General features: G+C 65.8%; 22 protein-coding genes. 14 read left to right on the forward strand and 8 right to left on the reverse strand.

What is annotated here, in order from left to right:
• A partial coding sequence (locus ASE31_RS18485) for a hypothetical protein (RefSeq protein ID WP_082604241.1) occupies positions 1-1,378 on the forward strand: 1,378 nt, incomplete at its 5' end.
• 53 nt (positions 1,379-1,431) lie between these two features.
• Here ASE31_RS18485 and ASE31_RS18490 read toward each other — a convergent pair.
• Together ASE31_RS18490 and ettA are read right to left on the reverse strand one after the other, a co-directional pair.
• The gene (locus ASE31_RS18490; protein WP_057203300.1) at positions 1,432-4,068 is read right to left on the reverse strand and encodes a DUF1631 family protein; all 2,637 of its coding nucleotides are present in this window, start codon (positions 4,066-4,068) and stop codon (positions 1,432-1,434) included.
• Between the two features lie 217 nt (positions 4,069-4,285).
• The gene (gene ettA, locus ASE31_RS18495) at positions 4,286-5,947 is read right to left on the reverse strand and encodes an energy-dependent translational throttle protein EttA (RefSeq protein ID WP_057203301.1); all 1,662 of its coding nucleotides are present in this window, start codon (positions 5,945-5,947) and stop codon (positions 4,286-4,288) included.
• 253 nt (positions 5,948-6,200) lie between these two features.
• Here ettA and ASE31_RS18500 point away from each other — a divergent pair, with 253 nt between their 5' ends.
• The 4 genes from ASE31_RS18500 to ASE31_RS18515 all read left to right on the forward strand — a co-directional run bounded on the left by ASE31_RS18500 (position 6,201) and on the right by ASE31_RS18515 (position 9,444).
• On the forward strand, positions 6,201-8,081 hold the full coding sequence (locus ASE31_RS18500; protein WP_057203440.1) for a DEAD/DEAH box helicase: 1,881 nt from the start codon (positions 6,201-6,203) through the stop codon (positions 8,079-8,081).
• A gap of 112 nt (positions 8,082-8,193) precedes the next feature.
• Complete coding sequence (locus tag ASE31_RS18505; RefSeq protein ID WP_369819469.1) at positions 8,194-8,745, forward strand: nucleoside-diphosphate sugar epimerase; 552 nt, start codon at positions 8,194-8,196, stop codon at positions 8,743-8,745.
• 67 nt (positions 8,746-8,812) lie between these two features.
• Positions 8,813-9,046 (forward strand): antitoxin, encoded by a 234-nt coding sequence (locus ASE31_RS18510; RefSeq protein WP_057203303.1) that lies wholly within the window; start codon positions 8,813-8,815, stop codon positions 9,044-9,046.
• On the forward strand, positions 9,043-9,444 hold the full coding sequence (locus ASE31_RS18515; protein WP_057203304.1) for a type II toxin-antitoxin system VapC family toxin: 402 nt from the start codon (positions 9,043-9,045) through the stop codon (positions 9,442-9,444). The genes ASE31_RS18510 and ASE31_RS18515 overlap by 4 nt, the downstream gene beginning before the upstream one ends.
• Before the next feature lie 39 nt (positions 9,445-9,483).
• Here the strand turns inward: ASE31_RS18515 and ASE31_RS18520 are convergent, their stop codons facing one another.
• On the reverse strand, positions 9,484-9,903 hold the full coding sequence (locus ASE31_RS18520) for a hypothetical protein (protein ID WP_057203305.1): 420 nt from the start codon (positions 9,901-9,903) through the stop codon (positions 9,484-9,486).
• Between the two features lie 377 nt (positions 9,904-10,280).
• Complete coding sequence (locus ASE31_RS18525; protein ID WP_057203306.1) at positions 10,281-10,499, reverse strand: hypothetical protein; 219 nt, start codon at positions 10,497-10,499, stop codon at positions 10,281-10,283.
• Between the two features lie 277 nt (positions 10,500-10,776).
• Here ASE31_RS18525 and ASE31_RS32270 point away from each other — a divergent pair, with 277 nt between their 5' ends.
• From ASE31_RS32270 to ASE31_RS18545, 5 genes are all read left to right on the forward strand, one after another.
• Positions 10,777-10,926 (forward strand): hypothetical protein, encoded by a 150-nt coding sequence (locus tag ASE31_RS32270; protein WP_200961130.1) that lies wholly within the window; start codon positions 10,777-10,779, stop codon positions 10,924-10,926.
• On the forward strand, positions 10,923-11,315 hold the full coding sequence (locus ASE31_RS18530; protein ID WP_057203307.1) for a hypothetical protein: 393 nt from the start codon (positions 10,923-10,925) through the stop codon (positions 11,313-11,315). The genes ASE31_RS32270 and ASE31_RS18530 overlap by 4 nt, the downstream gene beginning before the upstream one ends.
• 59 nt (positions 11,316-11,374) lie before the next feature.
• Positions 11,375-11,692: a hypothetical protein gene (locus ASE31_RS18535; RefSeq protein WP_057203308.1), complete on the forward strand. Its 318-nt coding sequence runs from the start codon at positions 11,375-11,377 to the stop codon at positions 11,690-11,692.
• Positions 11,693-12,188: 496 nt separating this feature from the next.
• On the forward strand, positions 12,189-13,691 hold the full coding sequence (locus tag ASE31_RS18540; RefSeq protein ID WP_255357692.1) for a DUF2142 domain-containing protein: 1,503 nt from the start codon (positions 12,189-12,191) through the stop codon (positions 13,689-13,691).
• Between the two features lie 117 nt (positions 13,692-13,808).
• Positions 13,809-14,435 carry a BON domain-containing protein gene (locus ASE31_RS18545; protein WP_235514615.1) on the forward strand — a complete coding sequence of 209 codons (627 nt, stop codon included), beginning with the start codon at positions 13,809-13,811 and terminating at the stop codon, positions 14,433-14,435.
• A gap of 28 nt (positions 14,436-14,463) precedes the next feature.
• Here the strand turns inward: ASE31_RS18545 and ASE31_RS18550 are convergent, their stop codons facing one another.
• The gene (locus ASE31_RS18550; RefSeq protein ID WP_057203311.1) at positions 14,464-15,165 is read right to left on the reverse strand and encodes a Crp/Fnr family transcriptional regulator; all 702 of its coding nucleotides are present in this window, start codon (positions 15,163-15,165) and stop codon (positions 14,464-14,466) included.
• Between the two features lie 146 nt (positions 15,166-15,311).
• Complete coding sequence (locus ASE31_RS18555; protein ID WP_200961131.1) at positions 15,312-16,046, reverse strand: Crp/Fnr family transcriptional regulator; 735 nt, start codon at positions 16,044-16,046, stop codon at positions 15,312-15,314.
• A 315-nt stretch (positions 16,047-16,361) separates the two neighbouring features.
• Here ASE31_RS18555 and ASE31_RS18560 point away from each other — a divergent pair, with 315 nt between their 5' ends.
• From ASE31_RS18560 to ASE31_RS18575, 4 genes are all read left to right on the forward strand, one after another.
• Complete coding sequence (locus ASE31_RS18560; protein ID WP_157412554.1) at positions 16,362-16,778, forward strand: hypothetical protein; 417 nt, start codon at positions 16,362-16,364, stop codon at positions 16,776-16,778.
• Entirely contained in the window at positions 16,775-18,259 is a 1,485-nt protein-coding gene (locus ASE31_RS18565) for an ATPase domain-containing protein (protein ID WP_057203313.1), read from the forward strand. The genes ASE31_RS18560 and ASE31_RS18565 overlap by 4 nt, the downstream gene beginning before the upstream one ends.
• Positions 18,259-19,074, forward strand: coding sequence for a GGDEF domain-containing protein (locus tag ASE31_RS18570; RefSeq protein WP_057203314.1), 816 nt, complete (start codon positions 18,259-18,261; stop codon positions 19,072-19,074). Before ASE31_RS18565 ends, ASE31_RS18570 begins: the two co-directional genes overlap by 1 nt.
• Before the next feature lie 143 nt (positions 19,075-19,217).
• Positions 19,218-19,871 (forward strand): BON domain-containing protein, encoded by a 654-nt coding sequence (locus tag ASE31_RS18575; RefSeq protein WP_057203315.1) that lies wholly within the window; start codon positions 19,218-19,220, stop codon positions 19,869-19,871.
• A gap of 109 nt (positions 19,872-19,980) precedes the next feature.
• Here ASE31_RS18575 and ASE31_RS18580 read toward each other — a convergent pair whose 3' ends face one another.
• Both ASE31_RS18580 and ASE31_RS18585 read right to left on the reverse strand, forming a co-directional pair.
• Positions 19,981-20,781: a DUF1269 domain-containing protein gene (locus tag ASE31_RS18580; protein ID WP_082604244.1), complete on the reverse strand. Its 801-nt coding sequence runs from the start codon at positions 20,779-20,781 to the stop codon at positions 19,981-19,983.
• A 57-nt stretch (positions 20,782-20,838) separates the two neighbouring features.
• Positions 20,839-21,357, reverse strand: coding sequence for a PRC-barrel domain-containing protein (locus ASE31_RS18585; protein ID WP_235514617.1), 519 nt, complete (start codon positions 21,355-21,357; stop codon positions 20,839-20,841).
• Between the last annotated feature and the right edge of the window lie 273 nt (positions 21,358-21,630).

Here is a 21,630-nt window from a genome sequence, read left to right on the forward strand (position 1 = left end):
GCAATGGCGCTGGGCCGTCCTGGCAGCGGGGTTCTACCTGCTGTCCACGCTGTGCAAGGAGGTGTATGTCCCCTGGGTGGCGTTGACCCTGCTGCTGCCTCTGCCTGCTGGCTCGCCTTCGGGCATGGCGCGCTGGCGCTTCGCGTTGCCCACGCTGGCCGTGGCCCTGGCATATGCCGTGCTGCGCATCAGCGTGTTTTCCGGCATGGGCGGGTACCACGGCATCGCACTGAGCAGCTGGCAAGACCTGCCGGTCTTCGCCAGCAAACTGGTCCATTGGCTCGTCCAGGGCCTGATGGGCAGCGGGGTGCTGGGCGCCACTGCGGTCCTGTTGTGCCTGGTGTGCCTGGTGGCCGGACTTGCGGCACAGCCGGAGCGGGGCCGCCTGGCGATGCTGGCGGGGCTGGGTGCGGTCGCACTGGTAGTGGTCTTCCCGCTGGTGTTCGTGGTGCACCCCGGTGTTGACCCGGAGGGCCATACGCGCTATCTGTGGGCGCCCTGGGTCGCCCTGTGCGTTCTGTGGAGCCTGAAGTGGCCTGCCTCGCTGGCGCGCTGGCACACCGCGGCCTTGCTGGTCTTCGCCACGGCAGTGGGGCTGCAGTCCCTGTCACAGCGCGAGCACGACCGTGCCGCCAACGCCATGTTCGATACCCACTACGCCTTCGCGCGGACCCCCCCGCCCGATCAGGTGCTGGTGCCTTACGAGCTCGCCTCCGCGACCTCCACCGTCATCCAGATGATGTATGCACATGCGGCGTTCAAGCGCCTGGAGCCCGGCAGGCCCCATGCAGAGCCGGCGCTGGTGCGCTGGGAACCCGCCAATGCAGCCGAGCGCGCCCGTATCCGGGTTTGGGACGAAGACTGCCTGTGCCTGGTGCGGCTGGACAGCCGCCCACCCGGGGAGCAAGAGTCCATTCTGCACAACCACCTGGCCAACTCCACCACGGCACTGCCCATGCACGGTCCGCTCCCGCGCATGGCGCACGGCTACGGCGGATCGATCGATTCGATCACCATCGAGGGCACCCAATTGCATGTGAAAGGCTGGACACCGACCCTGGGGCCCGGTCGCAAGATGGCCTTGGGGGTCTCAGCCCCAGATATCCGGGTACGCCTGGATTCGCTGGTCAGCACCGAGCGTCCCGACGTGGCGCAGGCTTTCAAGCGGCCAGACATGCTGATGTCAGGCTTCGAGGCCACCCTGGGTTTTGCGGACGAAAAGATGGCCCGCACGGCCAGCGAGATGCGCTGCGCCATCGTGCTTGGCCATTTGCCAGGCCAGCAGCACCAGTACCTGGTGCTGCCCGTGAAGGGAAAGCAGGGCTGCGACGATGCGCTGATACCCGAGGCGACCAGGACTGAAAGCGACAGCGGCTGAGCGCAGTGCTTCGGCGGTAAAAAATCCGCACCCGCCGTCCGAGACAGCCCCGCCTACCGCCCCTTGGCAGGTGGCTTGCCGCCCAGCGGTGCCTGCCTGCTGCTGGGTGCGCTGCCGAGCTTGCCGCGCGAGGTTTCCAGCGGTGCGGGCAGACTGCCCCGGGTGGTGGCGATGCCGCCGGCGCGCGTGGCGGTGGCTGCAGCGGCCGGGGGCCGGGCCTTGGGGGCGGGCACCACGCGCAGGGCGCCTTCGTCGGCCAGTTTGTCGCGCATGCGGCGCGTCATGGACTGGGTGCTGTTGTCCGGCGCGGTAAAGAGGAACAGCGTGCCATGCGGGCTGGACCAGGTGAGCTGGGTGTGCACGGCGCGGCCGTTGCTGATGAGCTCCACCCAGGCGCCCACCACGAATTCGGCGTAGGGCTCGGCCTTGGTGGGCGCGGCAGCGGCCGGTTCGGGCTGGCCGATGTCCACCAGGGCCTGGGCGCTGTCGTCGTAGCCGGCGACGGCCGCCACGGAGTCGTTGGGGTCGCGCGAGTCCTGAACCGAGTCCTCGGGGTCGAGGGTGATCTTGGCGAAGGCGGCGCGCTCGAAGGCGTCCTGGTGCAGGCCCACCAGGCGCTCCAGGAAGGCGCTGGTCTTGGCCGCCGGGTGGTCGATGGTCTGCAGGCCCTCGCGCAGCTTGACGAGCAGGCCGGGAATGGCTTCGGACAGGCGGTCGGGCTCGGCGCGGGTCAGCTCGGGCTGGGCGCTCCACAGCAGCAGGGGCACCAGGGCCAGGTAGCCGCCGGGGTCGTCCTCGCCGCCAGCGGCCTGCGCGACCTGGGCCAGGGCCACCACCTCGGCCCAGGGGCCGGCGGCAAAGTCGAGCACGTCGGCGGGCACGCGCTCCAGGTCGGGCAGTTTGCGGATGTCGGCGGCGATCTTGCCGGCCAGCATCTCCCGCTGCTCGGCCTGCAGCGCAGCCTTGTCCTTCTCGGCCTGGCGGGCCTTGGCCTTTTGCACCTGCGAGTTCCAGGCGGCCTGCAGGGCCTTGAGCACGGTCTCGAACGGGGTGGCGTCCTTGATCTCGATGCCGGCCAGGTAGCCCACGGATTCGTTGAGCAGGCGGATGAAGCGGGCAAAGCCGGGCGCCTTCTCGTCCGGGAAGGCCAGGCTGCGCTGGGTCATCTCGTCGAGCAGCACGCGCGCGGGGTGCGCAGGCTCCGTGAAGAAGGTCTGGTCGCGGCGCACCAGGTGCTTGAGCGCGGGCTCCAGGTTCTGCACCGCGCGCTGCACCGAGGGCAGCAGCCGCGAATCGCGTGCGATGTTCTCCATCATGCGGCCCACCACCTCGGCGGCCATGGCCGGCGGGTCCTGCGGGGCCACCACGGGCACGGTGTAGATCTGCTGGTACGGCATGCCCGGCACCGTGTACAGGTGCTGGGGTGCAGTGCCCGGCGTGGTGGGTGCCCAGCCGCCCTGGGGAACCTGGTGCATCACCTGGGGCACGGCCTGCGGCACGCCGGCCAGGCGGCCCACCAGGCGTTCGAGCTGGGCCATGTCTTCCATGGCCTCGGCCACCGCGTTGCCGGGGTGGTAGGCACCGCCCAAGCCTGAATGCATGCTGGCCGCACCGCTGGCAGCACCGCCGCCGCCGGCCCACGCCGACTGCATGGCGGCGGGTTGCGAGGGCACGCCACCACCCATGCCGCCGTAGCCGCGGGGGTCGAACGGGTCGCCGCCGGCCAGCATCTGGCGCAGGATGCCCACGGTGAGCAGCGCCTCTTCGGCAGCCGCCGCCTGCGGGGACATCATGGGCGCGGGCATCTGGGCCTCGCCGCTCCAATTGTTGTTCGGGTCGCCACTCCAGTTGTTGTGTTGGCCGCCGCCCATGCCGCGGCCATAGCCCGTGTTGCCATAGCCGGCGTTGCCGTAGCCACTGGGGCCGCCCATGGGGCCGCCATAGCCCGTGCCCGCGTAGCCGCCGCCATAGCCGGTATTGCCACCGCCACCACCCTGCATGCTGCCCCCCGTGCGCGCGCCGGCGCCGGGTGCGCCCAGCACGGCGTAGCCCACGGGCTCCACGCCGTTGTCGCGCAGGGTTTTGACCATGGTCTTGTATTCGTCGACCAGCAGCTTGCCCAGCAGGTCGCGCATGTGCTGCATCCACAGCCCGCGCACCTCGGCGTTCACGCCGGTCTCGCCCACCACCTGCTGCAGGGCGCGGATGTAGCTTTCGGGCCGCAGGGGGTTGCGCTCGGGCTGCACGCTGCGCAGGCCCTGGGCCGAACTGACCAGAGTGTTGAGCTCGGCCAGTATCGCCTCGGTGGCGTGCGAGGCCAGTTGCTGGGCGCGGGCCAGCTCCACCTGGCTTTGCATCTCGCTCTCGTCCATGAGCGAAAGCTCGCCAAAATCCAGGGGCGAAGCGTCTGCGGAGCGGGATTTGCCCGCCGCGGCGGGCGGGCCTTCGGCAAAGATCTCCAGCAGGGCCATGGAGTAGCCCTTGACCAGCGCGGCCTCATGCTGGCCCAGCAGGCGCAGGCTGTCACTGGCCAGGTTGCGCTGCTGGATGTTGCGCACCGTGCTCTCTTCGGCCGTCAGCGCACTGCGGGTGACCGCAATGAGCTTGTCCATGAGCGCCTCGCCCCCACGCACTGCGTTGACGACACAGGCACGGAAAACGGTTTTCGAAGAAGGCGCAGCCTGGGACATGGTGGGATGGGGATGGGAAAAAGGTTTCCAGCTGCAATGCTACTTGACCTGAGGGCCATCTGCACAATTCCCTGCCAGTCGGCTGCGGCACGGCATTGGGCGGTCGGCCAGGTTCACTTGGGTGCCGATAGCCGGGCTATTGGCACCCATAACACCCCGGCCGCCGGTCCGAACCGCCGCTGCCGTGCGCAAGGTCACGTACAGGGGCCCCGGCGCCTTACTTCAGCGCCTTGAAGCGCATGCGCTTGGGCTTGGCACCCTCTTCGCCCAGGCGCTTCTTCTTGTCGGCTTCGTACTCCTGGTAGTTGCCGTCGAAGAAGGTCCACTGGCTGTCGCCCTCGCAGGCCAGGATGTGGGTGGCGATGCGGTCCAGGAACCAGCGGTCATGGCTGATGACCATGATGGAGCCGGCGAACTCGAGCAGCGCGTCTTCCAGCGCACGCAGGGTTTCCACGTCCAGATCGTTCGAGGGTTCATCGAGCATCAGCACGTTGCCGCCTGCGATCAGGGTCTTGGCCAGGTGCAGGCGCCCGCGTTCACCGCCCGACAGCATGCCAACCTTCTTTTGCTGGTCGCCGCCGTTGAAGTTGAAGCGGCCGCAGTAGGCGCGGCTGGCCATCTGGAACTTGCCCACGTTCAGGATGTCGAGGCCGCCCGAGACGTCTTCCCACACGGTCTTGTCGTCCGAGAGGTCGTCGCGGGTCTGGTCCACGAAAGCCATCTTCACGGTGGAGCCGATCTTGACGGTGCCGCTGTCGGGTGCCTGCTTGCCCGCGATCATGCGGAACAGCGTGGATTTACCGGCGCCGTTGGGGCCGATGATGCCGACGATGGCACCGGCGGGCACCTTGAAGCTCAGGTTGTCGATGAGCACGCGGTCGCCGAAGGACTTGGTGACGTTTTCGAACTCGATCACTTCATGGCCCAGGCGGTCGGCCACGGGGATGAAGATTTCGTTGGTTTCGTTGCGTTTTTGGTACTCGAAGTCCGACAGTTCCTCAAAGCGGGCCAGGCGGGCCTTGCTCTTGGCTTGGCGCGCCTTGGGGTTCTGGCGCGACCATTCCAGTTCCTTCTTCAGGGCCTTGGCGCGCGATTCCTCGCCCTTTTGCTCCTGCTCCAGGCGGGCCTGCTTCTGGGTCAGCCAGTCGCTGTAGTTGCCCTTGTAGGGGATGCCGGAGCCCCGGTCCAGTTCCAGAATCCACTCGGCCGCGTTGTCCAGGAAGTAGCGGTCATGGGTGATGGCCACCACGGTGCCCGAGTAGCGCTGCAAAAACTGCTCCAGCCAGTCCACGGATTCGGCGTCCAAATGGTTGGTGGGTTCGTCAAGCAGCAGCATGTCGGGCTTGGACAGCAGCAGGCGGCACAGGGCCACGCGGCGCTTTTCACCGCCGGACAGCATGCCCACCTTGGCGTCCCACGGGGGCAGGCGCAGGGCGTCGGCGGCGATTTCGAGCTGGTGCTCGGAATCGGTGCCGGCGGTGGCGATGATGGCCTCGAGCTCGGCCTGCTCGGCGGCCAGGGCGTCGAAATCGGCGTCTTCTTCACCGTAGGCGGTGTACACCTCTTCCAGGCGGGCCTTGGCGGTCATCACCCGGCCCATGGCGGCTTCCACGCTTTCGCGCACCGTCTGGTCGGGGTCAAGCTGGGGTTCCTGGGGCAGGTAGCCAATGTTCAGGCCGGCCATGGGGATGGCTTCGCCCTCGATTTCCTTGTCCACGCCGGCCATGATCTTGAGCAGGGTGGACTTGCCCGAGCCGTTGGTGCCCAGCACGCCGATCTTGGCACCCGGGAAGAAGCTCAGGGAGATGTCTTTGAGGATCTGGCGCTTGGGCGGCACGATCTTGCCGACGCGGTTCATGGAAAATACGTATTGGGCCATTTGCTTGTCTTAAAACTTGCGGAAATTGGGCAGAAGAATTCTGCTTTCAAAACACCCATTATCGGGCCATGCGACAATACGCACCGTGACGGGCTCCAGTTGCCCGCCACATCAGCACACCGCTGGGGACGAAGGAGGCATTCCAACCTCTGGGCTCCCACCCTTGAACCTCGTCGGCTTGAGACTGGCTCGTCAACCCCCCGGTTGTACGACAGGCCGATACCCAGCGCCCCGGATGGGCGCATTCAACGACATGACATTTGACGAACTGAACCTGGCTCCTGCCATCCTGAAGGCCGTGCACGAAACGGGCTATGAGACCCCCACGCCCATTCAGGCCCAGGCCATTCCCGCCGTTCTCGCAGGCCACGACCTGCTGGCCGGCGCGCAGACTGGCACCGGCAAGACCGCCGCGTTCACCCTGCCCCTGCTGCACCGCTTGTCGCAAAGCGCTGCCCCCAAGAACAAGTTCGGCGGCAAGGGCATCCGCGCCCTGGTGCTGACCCCCACCCGTGAGCTCGCCGCCCAGGTGGAAGAGTCCGTACGCGAATACGGCAAATACCTTGATATCAACTCCACCGTCGTCTTCGGCGGCGTGGGCATGAACCCGCAGATCGACCGCATCAAGCGCGGCGTGGACATCCTGGTGGCCACCCCCGGCCGCCTGCTGGACCTGCAGCAACAGGGCTTCCTGGACCTGTCGACCGTGCAGGTGCTGGTGCTCGACGAAGCCGACCGCATGCTGGACATGGGCTTCATCCACGACGTGAAGAAGGTGCTGGCCCTGGTGCCCCGCGAAAAGCAGAGCCTGCTGTTCTCGGCCACCTTCAGCGACGAAATCCGCGACCTGGCCAACACCCTGCTCAAGAACCCCCAAAGCATCCAGGTCACGCCGAGCAACACCACCGTGCAGCGCATCACCCAGGTGATCCACCCCGTGGGCCGCGGCAAGAAAAAGCAGGTGCTGCTGCACATCATCCAGCAGCACAACTGGAGCCAGGTGCTGGTGTTCACCCGCACCAAGTTCGGCGCCAACAACGTGGCCGAGTTCCTGACCAAGAACGGCGTGAACGCCATGGCCCTGCACGGCAACAAGAGCCAGAGCGCCCGCACGCAGGCGCTGGCCGGCTTCAAGAGCGGTGACATCCGCGCCCTGGTGGCCACCGACATCGCAGCCCGCGGCATCGACATCGACGAGCTGCCGCACGTCGTGAACTACGAAATCCCGAACGTCTCGGAAGACTACGTCCACCGCATTGGCCGCACCGGCCGCGCCGGCAACAGCGGCGAAGCCGTGAGCCTGGTCTGCATGGACGAAGAAGGCTTCATGATGGACATCGAGCGCTTCACCAAGCAGCAGATCCCTGTCCAGATCATCGAAGGCTTCGGCCCCGACGCCGGCGAGAAGGCAGAGCCCATCGCCATGGGGCGCCAGACCATCTGGGGCGGCGCAGGCAAGCCCCCGAGCCGTGACGTGATGCAGGCCGCTGCCAAGGCCGCCCGCAGCGAAATGATGGAACGCATCCGCACCAACAAGGCCGGCCAGGGTGCTGGCGGCGGTGGTGGTGGTGGTGGTGGTGGTGGTGGCGACCGTGGCCCCCGCCCTGCCGGCGGTGGCAATGGTGGTGGCGGCGGCGGCCGAGGCGGCCGTGCCGGTGGCGGCGCAGCAGCTGGCGGCGGCGGTGGCGGCAATGGCCCGCGCGGCGGCGCCCGTGCCGGTGGTGGCGGCGGTGGCCAGGGCGGCGGCGCACGCGCCGGTGGCCAGGCACCTGCACGCGGCCGTTCCGGCGGCGGCGGTGGTGGTGGTAATTCCGGTGGCGGCGGCTACGAAGGTGGTGGTGGCGGCAACCGCTACGACGACCAGCCACCACGCCCCAACGCCCACCTGGGCACGCAAATGGGCCACGCCAATCCCAACCACCGCAGCTCCGGCCATGCCGGTGGCGGTGCCGGTGGCCAGCCCGACCCGATGCGCACCAGCGTAGACAGCATGGGCGGCGGCCGCCGTGGCGGTGGCTATCGTGGTGGCAACTCTGGAGGTGGCGGCTATGGCGGTGGCGGCACGGGTGGTTCTGGTGGCCGGGGCAACGGGTCTCGTGGGCCGGGCGGTTCTCGCGGCTCTTTTGGCCGCTGATCCGTCGGCAGCCAAAAGCACTACACCAAGCAACGCAAGCGCAGCGCCCGGCAACGGCGCGCTGCCACCCGAGGTGCATGCCCTGCATGCCCTCGGCCGGCGCACGCCGGACATGTCACACCCACGGCTGCACCTGCATGCCGTGGATTTTGCCGTTCTGGGCGCCAAGCCCGTGGTGCCGGCCCTGCCGCATGTCGATGACGTCTACATCACACTGGGCACCACCATCAAGGCCGCAGGCAGCCAGGCTGCGTTTCGCGCCGTAGACCTGGATGCCGTGATCGCCACGGCGCGCATGGCCCTCGCGGCCGGTGCCACCCGCTGCGGCGTGGTCACCGCCATGGGCGCCGATGCCCACTCCAAAATCTTCTACAACCGCGTCAAGGGCGAGGTCGAGCAGGTACTCAAGAGCCTGGGCTTTGCCACGCTGGTGATCGCGCGCCCTTCCCTGCTGCTGGGCGAACGCGAGGCCCTGGGCCAGGCGCCGCGCGCAGCCGAATCCTTCTCCATCCAGGCCTTCAAGTGGTTCGATCCGGTGATTCCCGCAAACTACCGCGCCCGCCCGGGTGCGGATGTGGCGCGGGCGCTGGTGCGGGCCGTGCAGGCGGGGCCGCACGAAGGAGTGCCGCAGGTACGGGTGCTCATGGGGCGAGGGCTGGAATGAAGCCGTCGCGTTGACGAACCGGGGCTTGGTAGCTACCATTGATAGCTACCACCTGAAGGGACCCCCCATGGATACCGCACGCCTCTTCCAGTCAGGCCGCAGCCAGGCCGTCCGGCTGCCCAAGGAATACCGCTTTTCCGGCAGCGAGGTTGTCGTCAAGCACTTTGGCAACGGCGTGCTGCTGCTGCCGGTGGAGGCTCCCTGGCAAACGCTGGAGCAAGGGCTGGCGGCATTCGAGCCAGGCTTTGTGCTGGAGCGCCAGCAGCCTGACGACCAGATGCGCGCAGAGATCACCCCATGATCCTGCTGGACACCAACATCTGCATCTACATCATCAATGCCAGGCCGCCTGCGGTGCTGGAGCGCTTTCGCCAATACCGGCTCGGCGACATCGGGATGTGCAGCGTGGTGGCGGCAGAACTCGCTTATGGCGTCGCCAAGAGCGGCTCGGCACGCAACCGCCAGGCGCTGGAGATGTTCCTGGCCCCACTCACCATTGCGCCGTTCGACGAGGCGGCCCTGTGGGCCTATGGCGACCTGCGCGCCGATCTGGAGCGCCGTGGCACACCCATTGGTTCGCTCGACACCATGATTGCGGCCCATGCCTTGAGCCAGAAGGCCCCGCTGGTCACCAACAACACCCGTGAATTTACCAAGGTGCCCGGCCTGCAGTTGGACAACTGGGTTCCCGCAGCCTGAGAGCACAAGCGCTGCTGCACTTGCGGCAGGCCCCGCTCCCTACTTCTTGCCAGCCAGCGATGCACGCACCGCATCCGTCTTGGCCACCACAGTCTCCGCGCACGCCGCGATGCGCTCCACATCACAGGTGGCCAACTGCCGGTCAATCAGCGTGTCCTTGCCGGTAGAAACCCAGCTCGCTGAATAAACGATGGAGCCGGCGTCCTGCGCCGACATGGTGGCGATGCGCACGGTGAGCTGCGCCTTGGACGCTGGCTCCTTGTAGCGCATGGAGCCGCTCTTGCGGATGCCCTCGGTCACCAGGGCACCCAGTCGAGCGGCCTGCGGGCCATCGGCCTCGGCCACGACGGCGACGTCGCGCACTGCAGCAGTTTGCGCATGGGCCTGCGGCAGCGAGCCGGCCATGGCGGCGGTGATGGCAATTGCGATAGCGGCCGCGCTGGCGTTCCTCTTGATCATTGTGTTCCCTCCCTTTAAGGCAGGAAGGATATGCCGCGCTGCTCACTTCACCCCCGGCGCAGGCCCAGCATTTCTTGAAAGTCTTCGTAACAGACAGCGCAGACCCAACGATAGTGGTCAGACGTGGTATAGCCCTCGCGCAGCGCACCGGGGTATCCAGCGAGAACTCGGCCGAGCAGAACTCGCAGTGGTCGTGCTCCCATTCAGGACGGTACGGCTGATAGGCCTTGCGTTCGAGCACCGCACCTTGGAGGTATTTTTCATGCCCTTGCAGGCGCCAGTCGGTCATGTGTCAGCTGCCTTGTGAAAATGCGCCAGCGCACCTCAGGGCGGCACCATGCAGCGATCCCGGCACGACCCTTGCGCGATTTCTCGCCCTAACCGAAGACCAGGTTCCCCGCGTCCAGCGACGGCGGGCGCGAAAGGTCCTCGTTGATGCCCATGGTCTGGCTGGCGCGCTCCACGGCCTGCCACAGGGGCGCGGGCATCTGCAGTATCTCTTCCGGCGAGGCAGAGCGCGCAATCCAGGCGCTGATTTCAAAGTGCTGCTCATGGGTGAGCAGCTCGAGGTGCAGCATCTCGTCGATGGTTTTCATCTTGTGTTCGGGTCAGGTCTGTGGCTTTTCATACCGGGCACTCGTACGCAGGCGCCCGGAAACATGTTCTTGGGAACATGCTGCCACAAACACCGATGTCAAGGTGCGCAGGGGTAATGGGCCTGGCTTGCGCTGACTTGATCTTGCCCCCGAAGCAGACGATGGCAGCTTGCGCCCCGGGCACCGTATCACCCATTTGCGTACTGCCCGAGCGCGGGGAATCTCGCCAAAATGGCGCGCACATCCACTCAGGCCATTGCGCCAGCGCGTCCCGTCCATGCTGATGATGATCCCCGCCATCCTGCTGATCGCCCTGCTCGCAGCCATTGCCTTGGGTGGGCCGCGCGGCATGGCGCCGCTGGCCAGCGTCAACAGCCCGCCCTGCGTGCCCCATCGCCTGAACTTCACCACGCTGCCAAAAAAATGAAATTATCCGAACAGCGAATTGCCAGCCTGGGGTTTGCCTTCAGCGCCATCCTTCCCCTTGGCGTCTGGTTCGCCCTTTTGTCACCGGATGCCTCCTCCGGCATGTCCTTCCTGCAAAGCGCAGGCGCGTTCCTGACCCGCGTAGTCACCGATGCAGAGGTGTCGCCGACGCTCAGGGTGCACTACATCCTGCTGGCGATGCTGCCTGCCCTGCTCCTGCTGCAGTCCGTCCTGACATGGCGCCAGGCGACCTTGGCGGGTCCATGCCGGTTTTGGTGCATCTATCTGGGATGGGTCGCCACGGTCATGGCGATTGCGATTCTTCACTGGCCTTCTGCCATCGCCTCGGCACTCGCCACGTACCACGCGGGCAAGCGCTCTGTGGCCTGACCAGGCTTTGGAAGCGGACCCACACGAGTTTTCACGAGCAACGCACACCCTCCATCGCCATGCCATTCGACTTTCTGGCCGGCAACGGCCCCCAGATCCGCAACCCGGCCCACCATGTCGGCAGCATCGACCACCACGAGCTGCCGGCCATCCTGCGCCTGCTCGCGCACGCCGATTCGTTTTTCTTGCACAGGATTTTCGGCCTCTATGAGGACCAGACGTTTTCGACGCAGGAGGTCGAGCAGGCGCTCTCGCACCTGGTGCCGTTGCTGGCCCGGCCCCTGGAGAGCGACGACCGCACGCTGCTGCACAAGCTCATCGCAGTGCTGGCGTATGCCCAGGTCACGCAGCAATCGCTGCATGGCGTGGCGGACTGATACGGATTTGCCTTCAACCGTCTAACGTCGTTGGTCCGCCTTGCCGTGCCACAGCACTGTCTGCGACCTCCCGCCTAGTTATACGGTTGAATGCAAATCCGTATGGGCGCCTGTTCAAGGAAGGTGTGAAGGAGGCAGCGCCCTGCCCTGCTGAGCTCAAGCGCGGGGTGCTTGCTGCCTGCGCCTGCAATGACACGGCCTGTGCACAACCTGGACGTGACGGAAATCACCGTTAATTACCCAGGGCCGCGCCACAATGGCTCACCTTTGATTTTCTGATGCATCCCTGCCGGGGTGCCCATTGCGCCATTTTCAATTTCTGATCGCACCCGGCGAGGATATCCCTCGCACTGAATTTCTGCAGACCGTTTTTTCGTCCATTTTCATGCAGGCGGGGGCTTCCATTGCCTTTCACATGGCATGGACCTTCAAATCGGCGCTGCACCGTTTTATCGAAGCAGAAAAATACAAATCCAACAGAGGAGGGAGATATTCAATGCAGCTCAGCCCTTTGGCAGTGCCGCCAGCGCCAACAGCAGCTTCTGGCGCCCCGTCGGCGCGCCCGGTGCGGCGTGCCGTATCCGCCGCAGCCACCCGAGGCCAGTGGAAGCACACGGTCTGCATCGGATTATTCCTCCTCGCATTCGCCTTTGCTCTGGTAATGGCGCGGTTGATTCCCGCCTTCCAGTCGCCGGACGAGATAATGCACCTGCACCGGGCCGACATGATCGCCAACGGCCAATTGCTCCTGGAGAAACCCGCGCCCGATGCCCGGGGCCATACCGGCGGTTATACCGACCTGCACCTGATCCGCTTTGCCACCTGGATGGCGACGATCACCGGTAACCGCAAGACCGATGTTTCTCCCGCCTGGCTGATGGACGAGGCCTCGCGCCACAGCTGGGCGCACGACCGGCATTTCGTCGATGCCGTCGGCACGGCCTATTACCTGCCGCTGATTTACCTGCCGCATGCCGCCGGCCTGGCCATCTCGCGCCAGATGGACTGGTCGATGCGGGCCAGCTACGAGTTCACGCGGGGGGTGGTGACGCTCTCGGTGCTGGCGCTGCTGGCCTGGGCCTGGCAGCTGCTGCCGCCCAACCTGCTGGTGCGGGCCCTGGTGCTGATGCCCATGTCGGCCTTCCAGATCCTGTCGCCCACCATCGACGGCCTGTGCATTGCCATGACGCTGGTGCTCGGGGGCCTGGCCATCGCGCAGTACCAGGCCCAGTGCCAAGGCAGCACCACCACGCCGACCTGCCGATGGCGGTTTGCCGCCATCGTGGGCTTCACCTTCGTGCTGGTCACCTCACGCACCAACCTGCTGCCCTTGCTGGCCCTGCCGCTGTTGCTGCTGTGCCAGCGCTTTTCGGGCACCCGGCTGGCGGCCTTCGTGCTGCTGTGCGCCGCCAGCCTGGGCTGGACGCTGTTCGTGCTGCTGACCACCATGGATGCGCGCATCGAGCGCTCGCACACCACGCTGCAGATCGTGCAGATCTACCTGGAGGATCCGCTGTACTTCATGGGGCTGGTCGGCAGCACGCTGGCCGACAAGGACAAGGGGTACATGCTCATCTACTCTTTCGTCGGGGTGCTGGGCTGGCTCGACACCTTGATCCCCAAGCCGGCGATGCGGGGGATCTGGGCCGTGCTGGCGGCCCTGGCGCTGCTGGCCACTGTCTACGCGGGGCGCGAAGAGCGGCAGTACACGCCGCTGCGGGCGGTTCTGACGGCCTGCGCCGTCAGCAGCACGCTGCTGGCCTTCTTTGCCATTGCGGTCACTTGGAACGACTACCCCGTGCCCGTCATCGCGGGCGTGCAGGGGCGCTACTTCATCATGCCGGCGCTGCTGTTGGCGCTGGCGCTCGGCCCGCTGGAAAAGGAGCGCACGCCCCTGCAGCAGGCCACCGAGTTCGGGGTGACCGGCGCAATGGCCGGGTACTTTCTGCTGGTGCTGGCGGTCACCCTGTATGGCCGCTACCAGTTGGCGGCGTTCTGATGGGTCGGCACAGGCGTCGACCTGCGCTGCGTGCGCTTGCGAACGGACGCCGGTGCGAACAAGGGTGAAACTGGCCCCATGGTTGCCGCATGCAACCGCTGCTCCGAGGGCCTTGCCATGTTGAATGCAACCGCTGTCCGTGTGGGCGCCTGCATGGCCGGGGCCATGGTCGGGGTATTCCTTCTGGTGGCCGTTCCGGGTTGCCAGTGGGGCGATGGCGTGACGTTGCTGCCACCTGATATCGCGGCCATAGAGGCCACGCTGGACGATGGCGTGCTCAGGGCCCGCATCGAAACCGCTCTGCTGCTCTCGCCGGTGATGGGCAGCACCCGCATCGCCGTCGATGTGATCAAGGGCGCCGTGCTGCTCAGCGGGCCCGCAGACGACCCGACGCAGGTCGAGCTGGCGCTGTTCGTGGTGACCCATGTGCCGGGCGTCGTCCGGGTCGAAAGCATCCTGCTCACGCGCTCGCAAACCCAGGCGTCCGATGCGGGGCAACGCAAGGCAGTCGATGTTGCCGTGGCCAGAGCGGGCTTTTTGCGCAGCGGAACACTCGACGCCACCGGGGACACCGGCCGGGCGGAGCTCTCCTCCCCCTTGCAGCGCCCCCTTGCGGATGCGACTGCGGCAGCAAGCGACCCGGGAGACGGCGCCAACGCCAGCTACGGCACCCGCATCCGGGCCATGGTGTTCGCCGCCCTGGGCATTGCCACGGTGCATGACAAACTGCTGATCAAACGCTGACCCGGCAGGGGCTGCTCTCCGGCTGCTTTCATGCGGCCACACCCATCAGCTCGGTATAGATGGCCTTGTCGGCCGCATAGCAGCTGCAGGCCTGGGCCTGCATGCCCGTGCGGTCCAGCACGGTCATCTCGCCCCGGCGGTAGGAGATCAGGCCGCTGTCCTGCAGCTCGCTGGCGGCCACAGTGACGCCCACGCGGCGCACGCCCAGCATCAGGGCCAGAAACTCCTGGGTGACGTGAAAGCAGTCCGTGCCCGCACGGTCCTGGCTCATCAGCAGCCAACGCGCCAGGCGCGGGCGGATGGTGTGGTAGCGCTCGCATGCCGAGGCGGTGGCCTGCTGGTGCAGCCGCACCAGCACGCTGGACTGCAGCAGCCGCAGCAGGGCCGGGTTGGCGGCGGTCTCCGTGCGCAGGGCGGCGGCACCGATGCGCCAGCTGGCGCCAGCGCCCTGTACCAATGCCCGCCAGGGGGTGCTGGCAGCACCCAGAATGAGCTCGGCCCCCAGCATGGCCTCGCGCCCCACCATGCCCACCTCCAGCGAGGGGTGCTTGTCCACCCCCACCACCAGCGAGACAAAGCCCTCGCGCGGGAAATAGGCATGGCTCAGGGGCGTTCCGGGCGCGCTCAGCTCGGCCGACAGGGTGAGTTCGAACGGCTCGCACTGGTCCAGCAGTTGCTTGCGCGCGGCCTGGGGAAGCCGCTCTATCAATTGGTTTTCGGTGGAAGCCATGGCCTTCGGTGCTCTTATCGCGCGGCACCGGTAAAGCCAGGCACCGCCTGTCCACTCCAAGCCTGGTCTTCGGATGGTGGGGCGGATCGCCAGTGTGGGAGCAGCAGCAGCGGCTGACTGTCTGCCAGCGCACATAGGCGCTGGGGCTATGTGGCGACGGTGCCGGGCAGCAAGCGGTCGTATTCCCTTTTGACCACGCCATAGCATTCGCAGGTACGCGCTTCCAGGCCCGGGCGGTCCAGCACGCTGATGCGGCCACGCGCATAACTGATCAGCGCGGCCTTTTGCAGCTTGAGCGCAGCCTCGGTCACACCTTCGCGCCGCACACCCAGCATGTTGGCGATCAGCTCCTGCGTCATCACCAGTTGGTTGCCCTGCAGGCGGTCCAGGCTCAGCAGCAGCCAGCGCCACAGCTGCTGGTCCAGCGAGTGGTGGCGGTTGCACACCGCCGTCTGCGCCATCTGGGTGATCAGGGCCTGGGTGTAGCGCAGCATCAGGTGCATGACCGGGCCCGAACGCGCGAACTCTTCCTTGACCACATCGGCACGCAGCCGGTAGCCCGAGCCCGCGCTTTGCACCACGGCCCGGCTCGGGGTGGAGCCACCGCCCATGAAGATGGAGATGCCCACCACCCCCTCGAAGCCCACCACCGCAATCTCTGCCGAAGCACCGTCTTCCAGCACGTACAGCAGCGACACTATGGCATTGGTGGGGAAGTACACGTACGGTGTCTTGCCACCCGACTCGTACAGCACCTCGCCCAGCGGCAGCTTCACTGGCTCGAGGACTGGCAACCAGCGCAGCCATTCGGCCTTGGGCAGCGCCGCCAGCAACTGGTTCTTCAGGGCAGCATGGGGCAAGGTCACGGGCGCTCCGTTCATCGGTCGATTCGTTGGGGATGGCGTTAGGTCAGGCAGCGGGCGCGCGCAACAGTCTGCGCATGGAACAACACACCAGATTGGCCTAACGGCTCACCCCAGTCTGTACGGTATCGCACATAACGACCTGATGGGAGAAATCCGTGTCAGTACCGCAGCCCTTGTGTGCGACAACGCACGGACGCAGCGACACGGCAATGTCACGCTGCAACGAACGCCCCCGCGCCGTCCAGCGCTGACGGCACTCTCTTGAAAAATGCAGCCGCAAGCCCGTGATGCATCCCTGGGATGCAAGCGCGCCCGCGAGCCAGAACATCCGTGAAAGCCCGCCGTATGCAGCAGCCCATCGACCCGGAAAAACAAGCCGCTGAACAGGCGCAGTTTGTGGCCATGGCCGCAGTGCACCGCTGGGAAGCGATTGTCGAGGTGCTTACACCGATCCTGGGTCAACGGGGGGTGGCTGCCCTGTACCGGCGCACCTTGAGCGTGGCAGGCGCCTCGCACCCTTGCCTGATCGAGGCGCAAGAGAGCGACGAGCCCTTGACCTTCAAGCGCTTGCGGCGGGTGCTCGCGCAGCAGAGCCCTGACGCGGCAGCCGCAGCCACCGATGCGTCGCTGCAAACCTTCCATGGGCTATTGGACAGCCTGATTGGAACCTCTCTCACCCAGCGGCTGCTGGGCTCCGTATGGTCCCCCATCTTCAGCGGCTCGCCCGCGCAGGACACCAAGACATGAAGAGCAGAGTGACGATCAGGCAGTTGGCCACCGGGGTTCCCGGCCTGGACGAGGTGCTGGGCGGCGGCATTTCCGAGTTCTCGTTCAACCTGATCGCGGGCCAGCCGGGATGCGGCAAGACCACGCTGGCGCACCAGATCATGTTTGCGCTGGCCACGCCCGAGCGCCCGGCTCTGTATTTCACGGTACTGGGTGAACCGCCGCTGAAAATGCTGCGCTACCAGCAGCAGTTCGGGTTCTTCGACAGCGAAAAAATTAACCACTCCATCCGCTTCATCAACCTGTCCGATGCCACGCTGGAGGGGGACCTGGACACCGTGCTGTGGCGCATCACCGAAGAGGTGCAAAAGCAAAGCCCGGCACTGGTGTTTGTCGATTCATTCCGCTCCGTGGTGCTGGCCAATCAGGTGCTGGGCAAGTCACAGGCAGAGCTGCAGCAGTTCGTGCACCAGTTGGGCATGCTGATGACGAGCTGGCAGGCCACCACCTTCCTGATCGGCGAGTATTTCGACGACACCGATGCCAACCCGGCGTGCACCGTGGCCGACGGACTGATCTGGCTGCGCCAGAGCGTGCAGCGCAACTCCATGGTGCGCAAGATGGAGGTCTTGAAGATGCGCGGCCAGCCCACGCTGCCGGGGCTGCACACATTTCGCATCGAACACCAGGGCATCCAAGTCTTTGCGCCTATGGAGCAGGAGCGGCAGCCACCTGCTGCGCTCACATTGCCGGTGGGCAGTGCGAGCCGCCTGTCGATCGGTGTGCCGCAGCTGGACAGCATGCTCGGCGGGGGCCTGCCGCGGGGCTACTCGGTTCTGGTGGCCGGGCCCTCGGGCTCCGGCAAGAGCATCCTTGCGGGTGCCTTCCTGGCCGAAGGAGCGCGGCAGGGAGAAACCGGCGTGATCGCCGCCTTCGAGCAACAGCCCAGCGGCTCGCGCAACCCCGTGGTGGCCGCGCTCATTGCGCAAGGCGTGGTCGGCATCGTGGACAGCCGCGCACCAGACCTTTCCATCGACGAGATCGTGCACATGCTCATCGCCGAGATAGAGCGCCTGAAGGCCACCCGCGTTGTGATCGACTCGCTCTCGGGCTTCGAGCTGGCGCTGGCGCCGACCTTCCGAGAGGATTTTCGCGAGTCGCTGTCGGGCATGGTCAGCGCGCTGGCATGCAGGGGCGTCACGGTGCTCATGACGTCCGAGCTGGAAGACCGCTACACCGACCTGCGCTTCAGCCCCTATGGCACGGCCTTTCTGACCGACGCCATCATCATGCAGCGCTACATCGAGATCGACAGCCGGCTGCGCCGCATGATCGCAGTGGTGAAGATACGTGCCAGCGCGCACTCCGATGAGATGCGCCTGTTCCGCATCGATGATGACGGCCTGCACATCGAGGACCGCCTGGTGGGCTACGAGGGCCTGCTGGGCCCGCGCCCCGCGCGCCAGCCTGACCGCCACGCAGCCGCCGGGGGGACGCGCTGATGCTGCAACCAGACACCGAGCAGGCTGCGCTGACCGCCCAGGCTGCGCCCCTGGCCCATGACCTGGCGCTGGTCGCCACGGACCTGCGCACCGCCTCGCAGGAGCTGACCGAGCTGCTGCTGCAGATCGACAACGCTCGAAGCCTGCTGGCCGACCTGCACACCGAGCTGCAGGACGCAAAGGCGCTGGTCGAGCCTGGCACCAGCCAACACCTGCTGGAAGCCAACGCTCACCTGGTCGTCACAGCCCTGCAAAGCCAGGCCAATACCGAGCAGGTCACGCAGGAGCTGACCGCGCTGTCGCGCTCGGCTGAGCTTGACGGGCTCACGCAGTTGCCCAACCGGGCGTTGCTGCACGACCGCTTCGTGCAGGCCATTGCACACGCCAAACGGCACCACAACCGGCTGGGGCTGCTGTTCATCGACCTGGACAGGTTCAAGTTCATCAACGACACGCTGGGCCATGCGGCCGGCGACACGGTGCTGCAGCAGACCGCCCGCTGCATGGAGGCGTCGATCCGGGACGTGGACACTGTGAGCCGCTATGGCGGAGACGAGTTCGTGATCCTGCTGACGGACATTGCCGACGTGTCGGACGTCAACCTGGTGTCCGACAAGGTGGCCGCCGCCATTGCCACGCCGATGACACTGGGCACCGAGCAGCTGGTGATCTCGGCCAGCATTGGCGTGTGCGTGTACCCGGACGATGGGCTGGAGCTTGATGACCTGATGCTTCGCGCAGATGCCGCCATGTACCGCGCCAAGAGGAAGAAGGACGAGGATCTGCCACCGCCTGCACCCGCTGGCGACCAGTGACGCGGGGGTGCAAGGCCCGGCGCAACCAGCAAGTGGCGCGAGCTTGCGGGAGAACTTTCGCATCCCCTGCAAAGCGCGGCAGCGCACAGATGGATGGGCGCAGGGGACGCAGACTGAACGCCCCTCCCCACTCAGGAACCACCATGAAAAGCGACTCCCAACTCAAGCAGGACGTCACCGCCGAACTCCACTGGGAACCCGCAGTCAACGCATCCCAGATCGGCGTTGAGGTGAAGAATGGCATCGTCACCCTGGCGGGCCATGTCGACAGCTACACCGAAAAGTGGCATGCCGAGCGCGCTGCCCAGCGCGTTGCCGGCGTCACCGGGCTGGCCGTGGAGATGGAGGTAAGACTCCCCGGCCCCAGCCAACGCGACGACGCAGACATCGCCCGCTCGGCGAACGACCTGCTCAATTGGTCTTCCATGCTTGCCAAGGACAGTATCCAGGTCATGGTCGAAAAAGGCTGGGTCACCTTGACGGGCGAGGTACGGTGGGACTTCGAGCGGCGCGAGGTGACTTCCAGCATCCGCAAACTCATGGGTGTCACGGGTGTCAGCGACCAGATCACCATCAAGCCCATGGTCTCCGTGACGGTGCTCAAATCCGACATCGAAGCGGCACTGAAAAGGCGCGCCCACAACGATGCCGCGATGATCACGGTGAACGTGAAAGGCGCTGATGTCTATCTGTCTGGAACAGCCCACACCTGGGCGGAGCGGGACCTGGCAGGCCACGCCGCCTGGAGCGCACCTGGCGTACAGAACGTGGTGGACAACATCGTCGTCACCTATTGAGTCGACAGCGGTGGCCGACCCGCACGGGCGGGCAATCGGCCACCGATGGGAGCAGCGCCATGTACTGCAGCACCGCTGAAGAGTCAGCGCTGTCCGTTGCCTGCCTGCGTCAAACCGCCAAAGCCTCTTTGGCAAGGCCCCACGCCTGAGACAGCTTGGCTGCGCGCCTGTGGTAGGAGTCCTTCACAAGTTCTGCGCGCGCCTCGATCATTGTGGAGGCGTCTCCCTTGGAGCGGCTGAGCTGCTCCTTGAAGGAATTGGCCTTGTCCTTGGCCTCCAGCTCAAGAAAGGCGACCCGGTCCTTGACGCGTTGAACATAGGCGTCCAAGCGGCTGTTGGTGCTGGCGATCCTGGATTGCCATCCTGATCTGGCAGCACCACTGGCACGGGACGCCTCGGCCTGCAGCTCATTGATTTCTGACTTGAGCGCAGCGACGTCGTGGTCGAACTGCTCCTCGACCATCTCCGTGCGGCTTCGCCGGAACACCTGCGCGCCAACGGCTTCCAGCGCCGCGTCCACCGGAATGACCCATTCTTCTTCGATCTCGGCCACCAGCGCGACCTTTCCGGGGGTCAGAAAGCGTTCGGTCTCCTCAATGAAGTCGCGGCCAACCCCTGCCATCCAGAAGTCGCGAATGGCACCGGCAACCGTGCCTGTGACAGCGCCCAGGGCCACGCCCACCGGCCCGCCAAGAAGGCCAATCAAGCCCCCCACGGCCAGGCTGACACCTGCGCCGACGCCCCCCTGGTCCATGGACTTTTTCACAAGGACCTTTCCATCTGCATCCTTGAGCAACACCCCGGTGGAGTACAGGGTGATATCACCCGCTTCATGCAACTTTCGCAAGGCCCGTAGCCCGGACTGCGCAGCCATCTCGTTGTCGAAGATCGATACCAACATCTTGTTCATTGCCAATCCATTTCTTTGCCAGTTGGAAAACCACGCGCCCACCTTCCGCGATGGCTTTCAGCCGGTAGCGGTGTCGATGGATTTGCGCAGGCGGGCGGTAGCAGCGCTGACCCCGGCCTCAAACTCTTTCCACCGCGCCACGGTGGCCTGCTTCATCTCCGTCAGCTTGGCTTCTGCGGATTTCACATCGCCCTGTAGAGAGGATATTTCCTGGTCGATTTTGGCCTTGGCATCGGTTGCAGCGACACCCGCCCGCTTCTCCAGGTCCGCCACCTTCGCCCTGCCCCTGGCGATGTCCTTGTCTGCATCGGCCAGGAACTGGTCTCGTTTGGTCGTGTCGTTGGCATACTTGAACTCAGGCATGGATTTGATCGAGTCCTTGGTCGCGCCAGCCATCACCAGCCTGCCTGCATGGTCCTGGATCGCGGACACAGGAATCGCCACGTCGTGGCGCCCTATGCCGACAAAGCCGCCGGCGCTGACGATGACGTACGAAACGTTTCGTTCGGGAGAAATGATCAGGTCATCGACCTTGCCTACTTTCTTGCCGGCGTCGTTGTAGATAGTCTTGCCCATCAGCGTCTTCTTGACGCTCCAGCCTCTGGCAAGCTGTACCCGACTCGGTCACAGTGGCGTCGAGCGTGGTGGTTGCGCCGGCAACCTGGGACCAGGCAGGCGTGTTCAGGCAAAGCGCGCTGCAGACGGCCAGCGCTGCCAAGGCCAGGGGGGATGATTGACTCTTCATGGTGAAGTTCCTCGTGTGTTTGCTGCCTGTGAGCGGTGGGTTGCGGATGCATCCCTGCACAAGGTTGTAAGGACTTCGGGGGGCTGCGTCTGTTCGACAGCGCA

Origin of the sequence: Acidovorax sp. Root217 (genome assembly GCF_001428645.1) — a bacterium.
Classification (GTDB): Bacteria; Pseudomonadota; Gammaproteobacteria; order Burkholderiales; family Burkholderiaceae_C; genus Acidovorax.

What these genes read in the sequence shown, in the direction of transcription:
- ASE31_RS32270 (WP_200961130.1), top strand. Translation starts at nt 10,777, where the DNA reads ATGCTGATGATGATCCCCGCCATCCTGCTGATCGCCCTGCTCGCAGCC.
- ASE31_RS18555 (WP_200961131.1), bottom strand. Translation starts at nt 16,046, where the DNA reads ATGAACGGAGCGCCCGTGACCTTGCCCCATGCTGCCCTGAAGAACCAG.
- ASE31_RS18565 (WP_057203313.1), top strand. Translation starts at nt 16,775, where the DNA reads ATGAAGAGCAGAGTGACGATCAGGCAGTTGGCCACCGGGGTTCCCGGC.
- ASE31_RS18535 (WP_057203308.1), top strand. Translation starts at nt 11,375, where the DNA reads ATGCCATTCGACTTTCTGGCCGGCAACGGCCCCCAGATCCGCAACCCG.
- ASE31_RS18490 (WP_057203300.1), bottom strand. Translation starts at nt 4,068, where the DNA reads ATGTCCCAGGCTGCGCCTTCTTCGAAAACCGTTTTCCGTGCCTGTGTC.
- ASE31_RS18575 (WP_057203315.1), top strand. Translation starts at nt 19,218, where the DNA reads ATGAAAAGCGACTCCCAACTCAAGCAGGACGTCACCGCCGAACTCCAC.
- ASE31_RS18505 (WP_369819469.1), top strand. Translation starts at nt 8,194, where the DNA reads ATGTCACACCCACGGCTGCACCTGCATGCCGTGGATTTTGCCGTTCTG.
- ASE31_RS18570 (WP_057203314.1), top strand. Translation starts at nt 18,259, where the DNA reads ATGCTGCAACCAGACACCGAGCAGGCTGCGCTGACCGCCCAGGCTGCG.
- ASE31_RS18510 (WP_057203303.1), top strand. Translation starts at nt 8,813, where the DNA reads ATGGATACCGCACGCCTCTTCCAGTCAGGCCGCAGCCAGGCCGTCCGG.
- ASE31_RS18585 (WP_235514617.1), bottom strand. Translation starts at nt 21,357, where the DNA reads ATGGGCAAGACTATCTACAACGACGCCGGCAAGAAAGTAGGCAAGGTC.
- ASE31_RS18530 (WP_057203307.1), top strand. Translation starts at nt 10,923, where the DNA reads ATGAAATTATCCGAACAGCGAATTGCCAGCCTGGGGTTTGCCTTCAGC.
- ASE31_RS18545 (WP_235514615.1), top strand. Translation starts at nt 13,809, where the DNA reads ATGTTGAATGCAACCGCTGTCCGTGTGGGCGCCTGCATGGCCGGGGCC.
- ASE31_RS18525 (WP_057203306.1), bottom strand. Translation starts at nt 10,499, where the DNA reads ATGAAAACCATCGACGAGATGCTGCACCTCGAGCTGCTCACCCATGAG.
- ASE31_RS18550 (WP_057203311.1), bottom strand. Translation starts at nt 15,165, where the DNA reads ATGGCTTCCACCGAAAACCAATTGATAGAGCGGCTTCCCCAGGCCGCG.
- ASE31_RS18540 (WP_255357692.1), top strand. Translation starts at nt 12,189, where the DNA reads ATGCAGCTCAGCCCTTTGGCAGTGCCGCCAGCGCCAACAGCAGCTTCT.
- ASE31_RS18580 (WP_082604244.1), bottom strand. Translation starts at nt 20,781, where the DNA reads ATGAACAAGATGTTGGTATCGATCTTCGACAACGAGATGGCTGCGCAG.
- ASE31_RS18520 (WP_057203305.1), bottom strand. Translation starts at nt 9,903, where the DNA reads ATGATCAAGAGGAACGCCAGCGCGGCCGCTATCGCAATTGCCATCACC.
- ASE31_RS18515 (WP_057203304.1), top strand. Translation starts at nt 9,043, where the DNA reads ATGATCCTGCTGGACACCAACATCTGCATCTACATCATCAATGCCAGG.
- ettA (WP_057203301.1), bottom strand. Translation starts at nt 5,947, where the DNA reads ATGGCCCAATACGTATTTTCCATGAACCGCGTCGGCAAGATCGTGCCG.
- ASE31_RS18500 (WP_057203440.1), top strand. Translation starts at nt 6,201, where the DNA reads ATGACATTTGACGAACTGAACCTGGCTCCTGCCATCCTGAAGGCCGTG.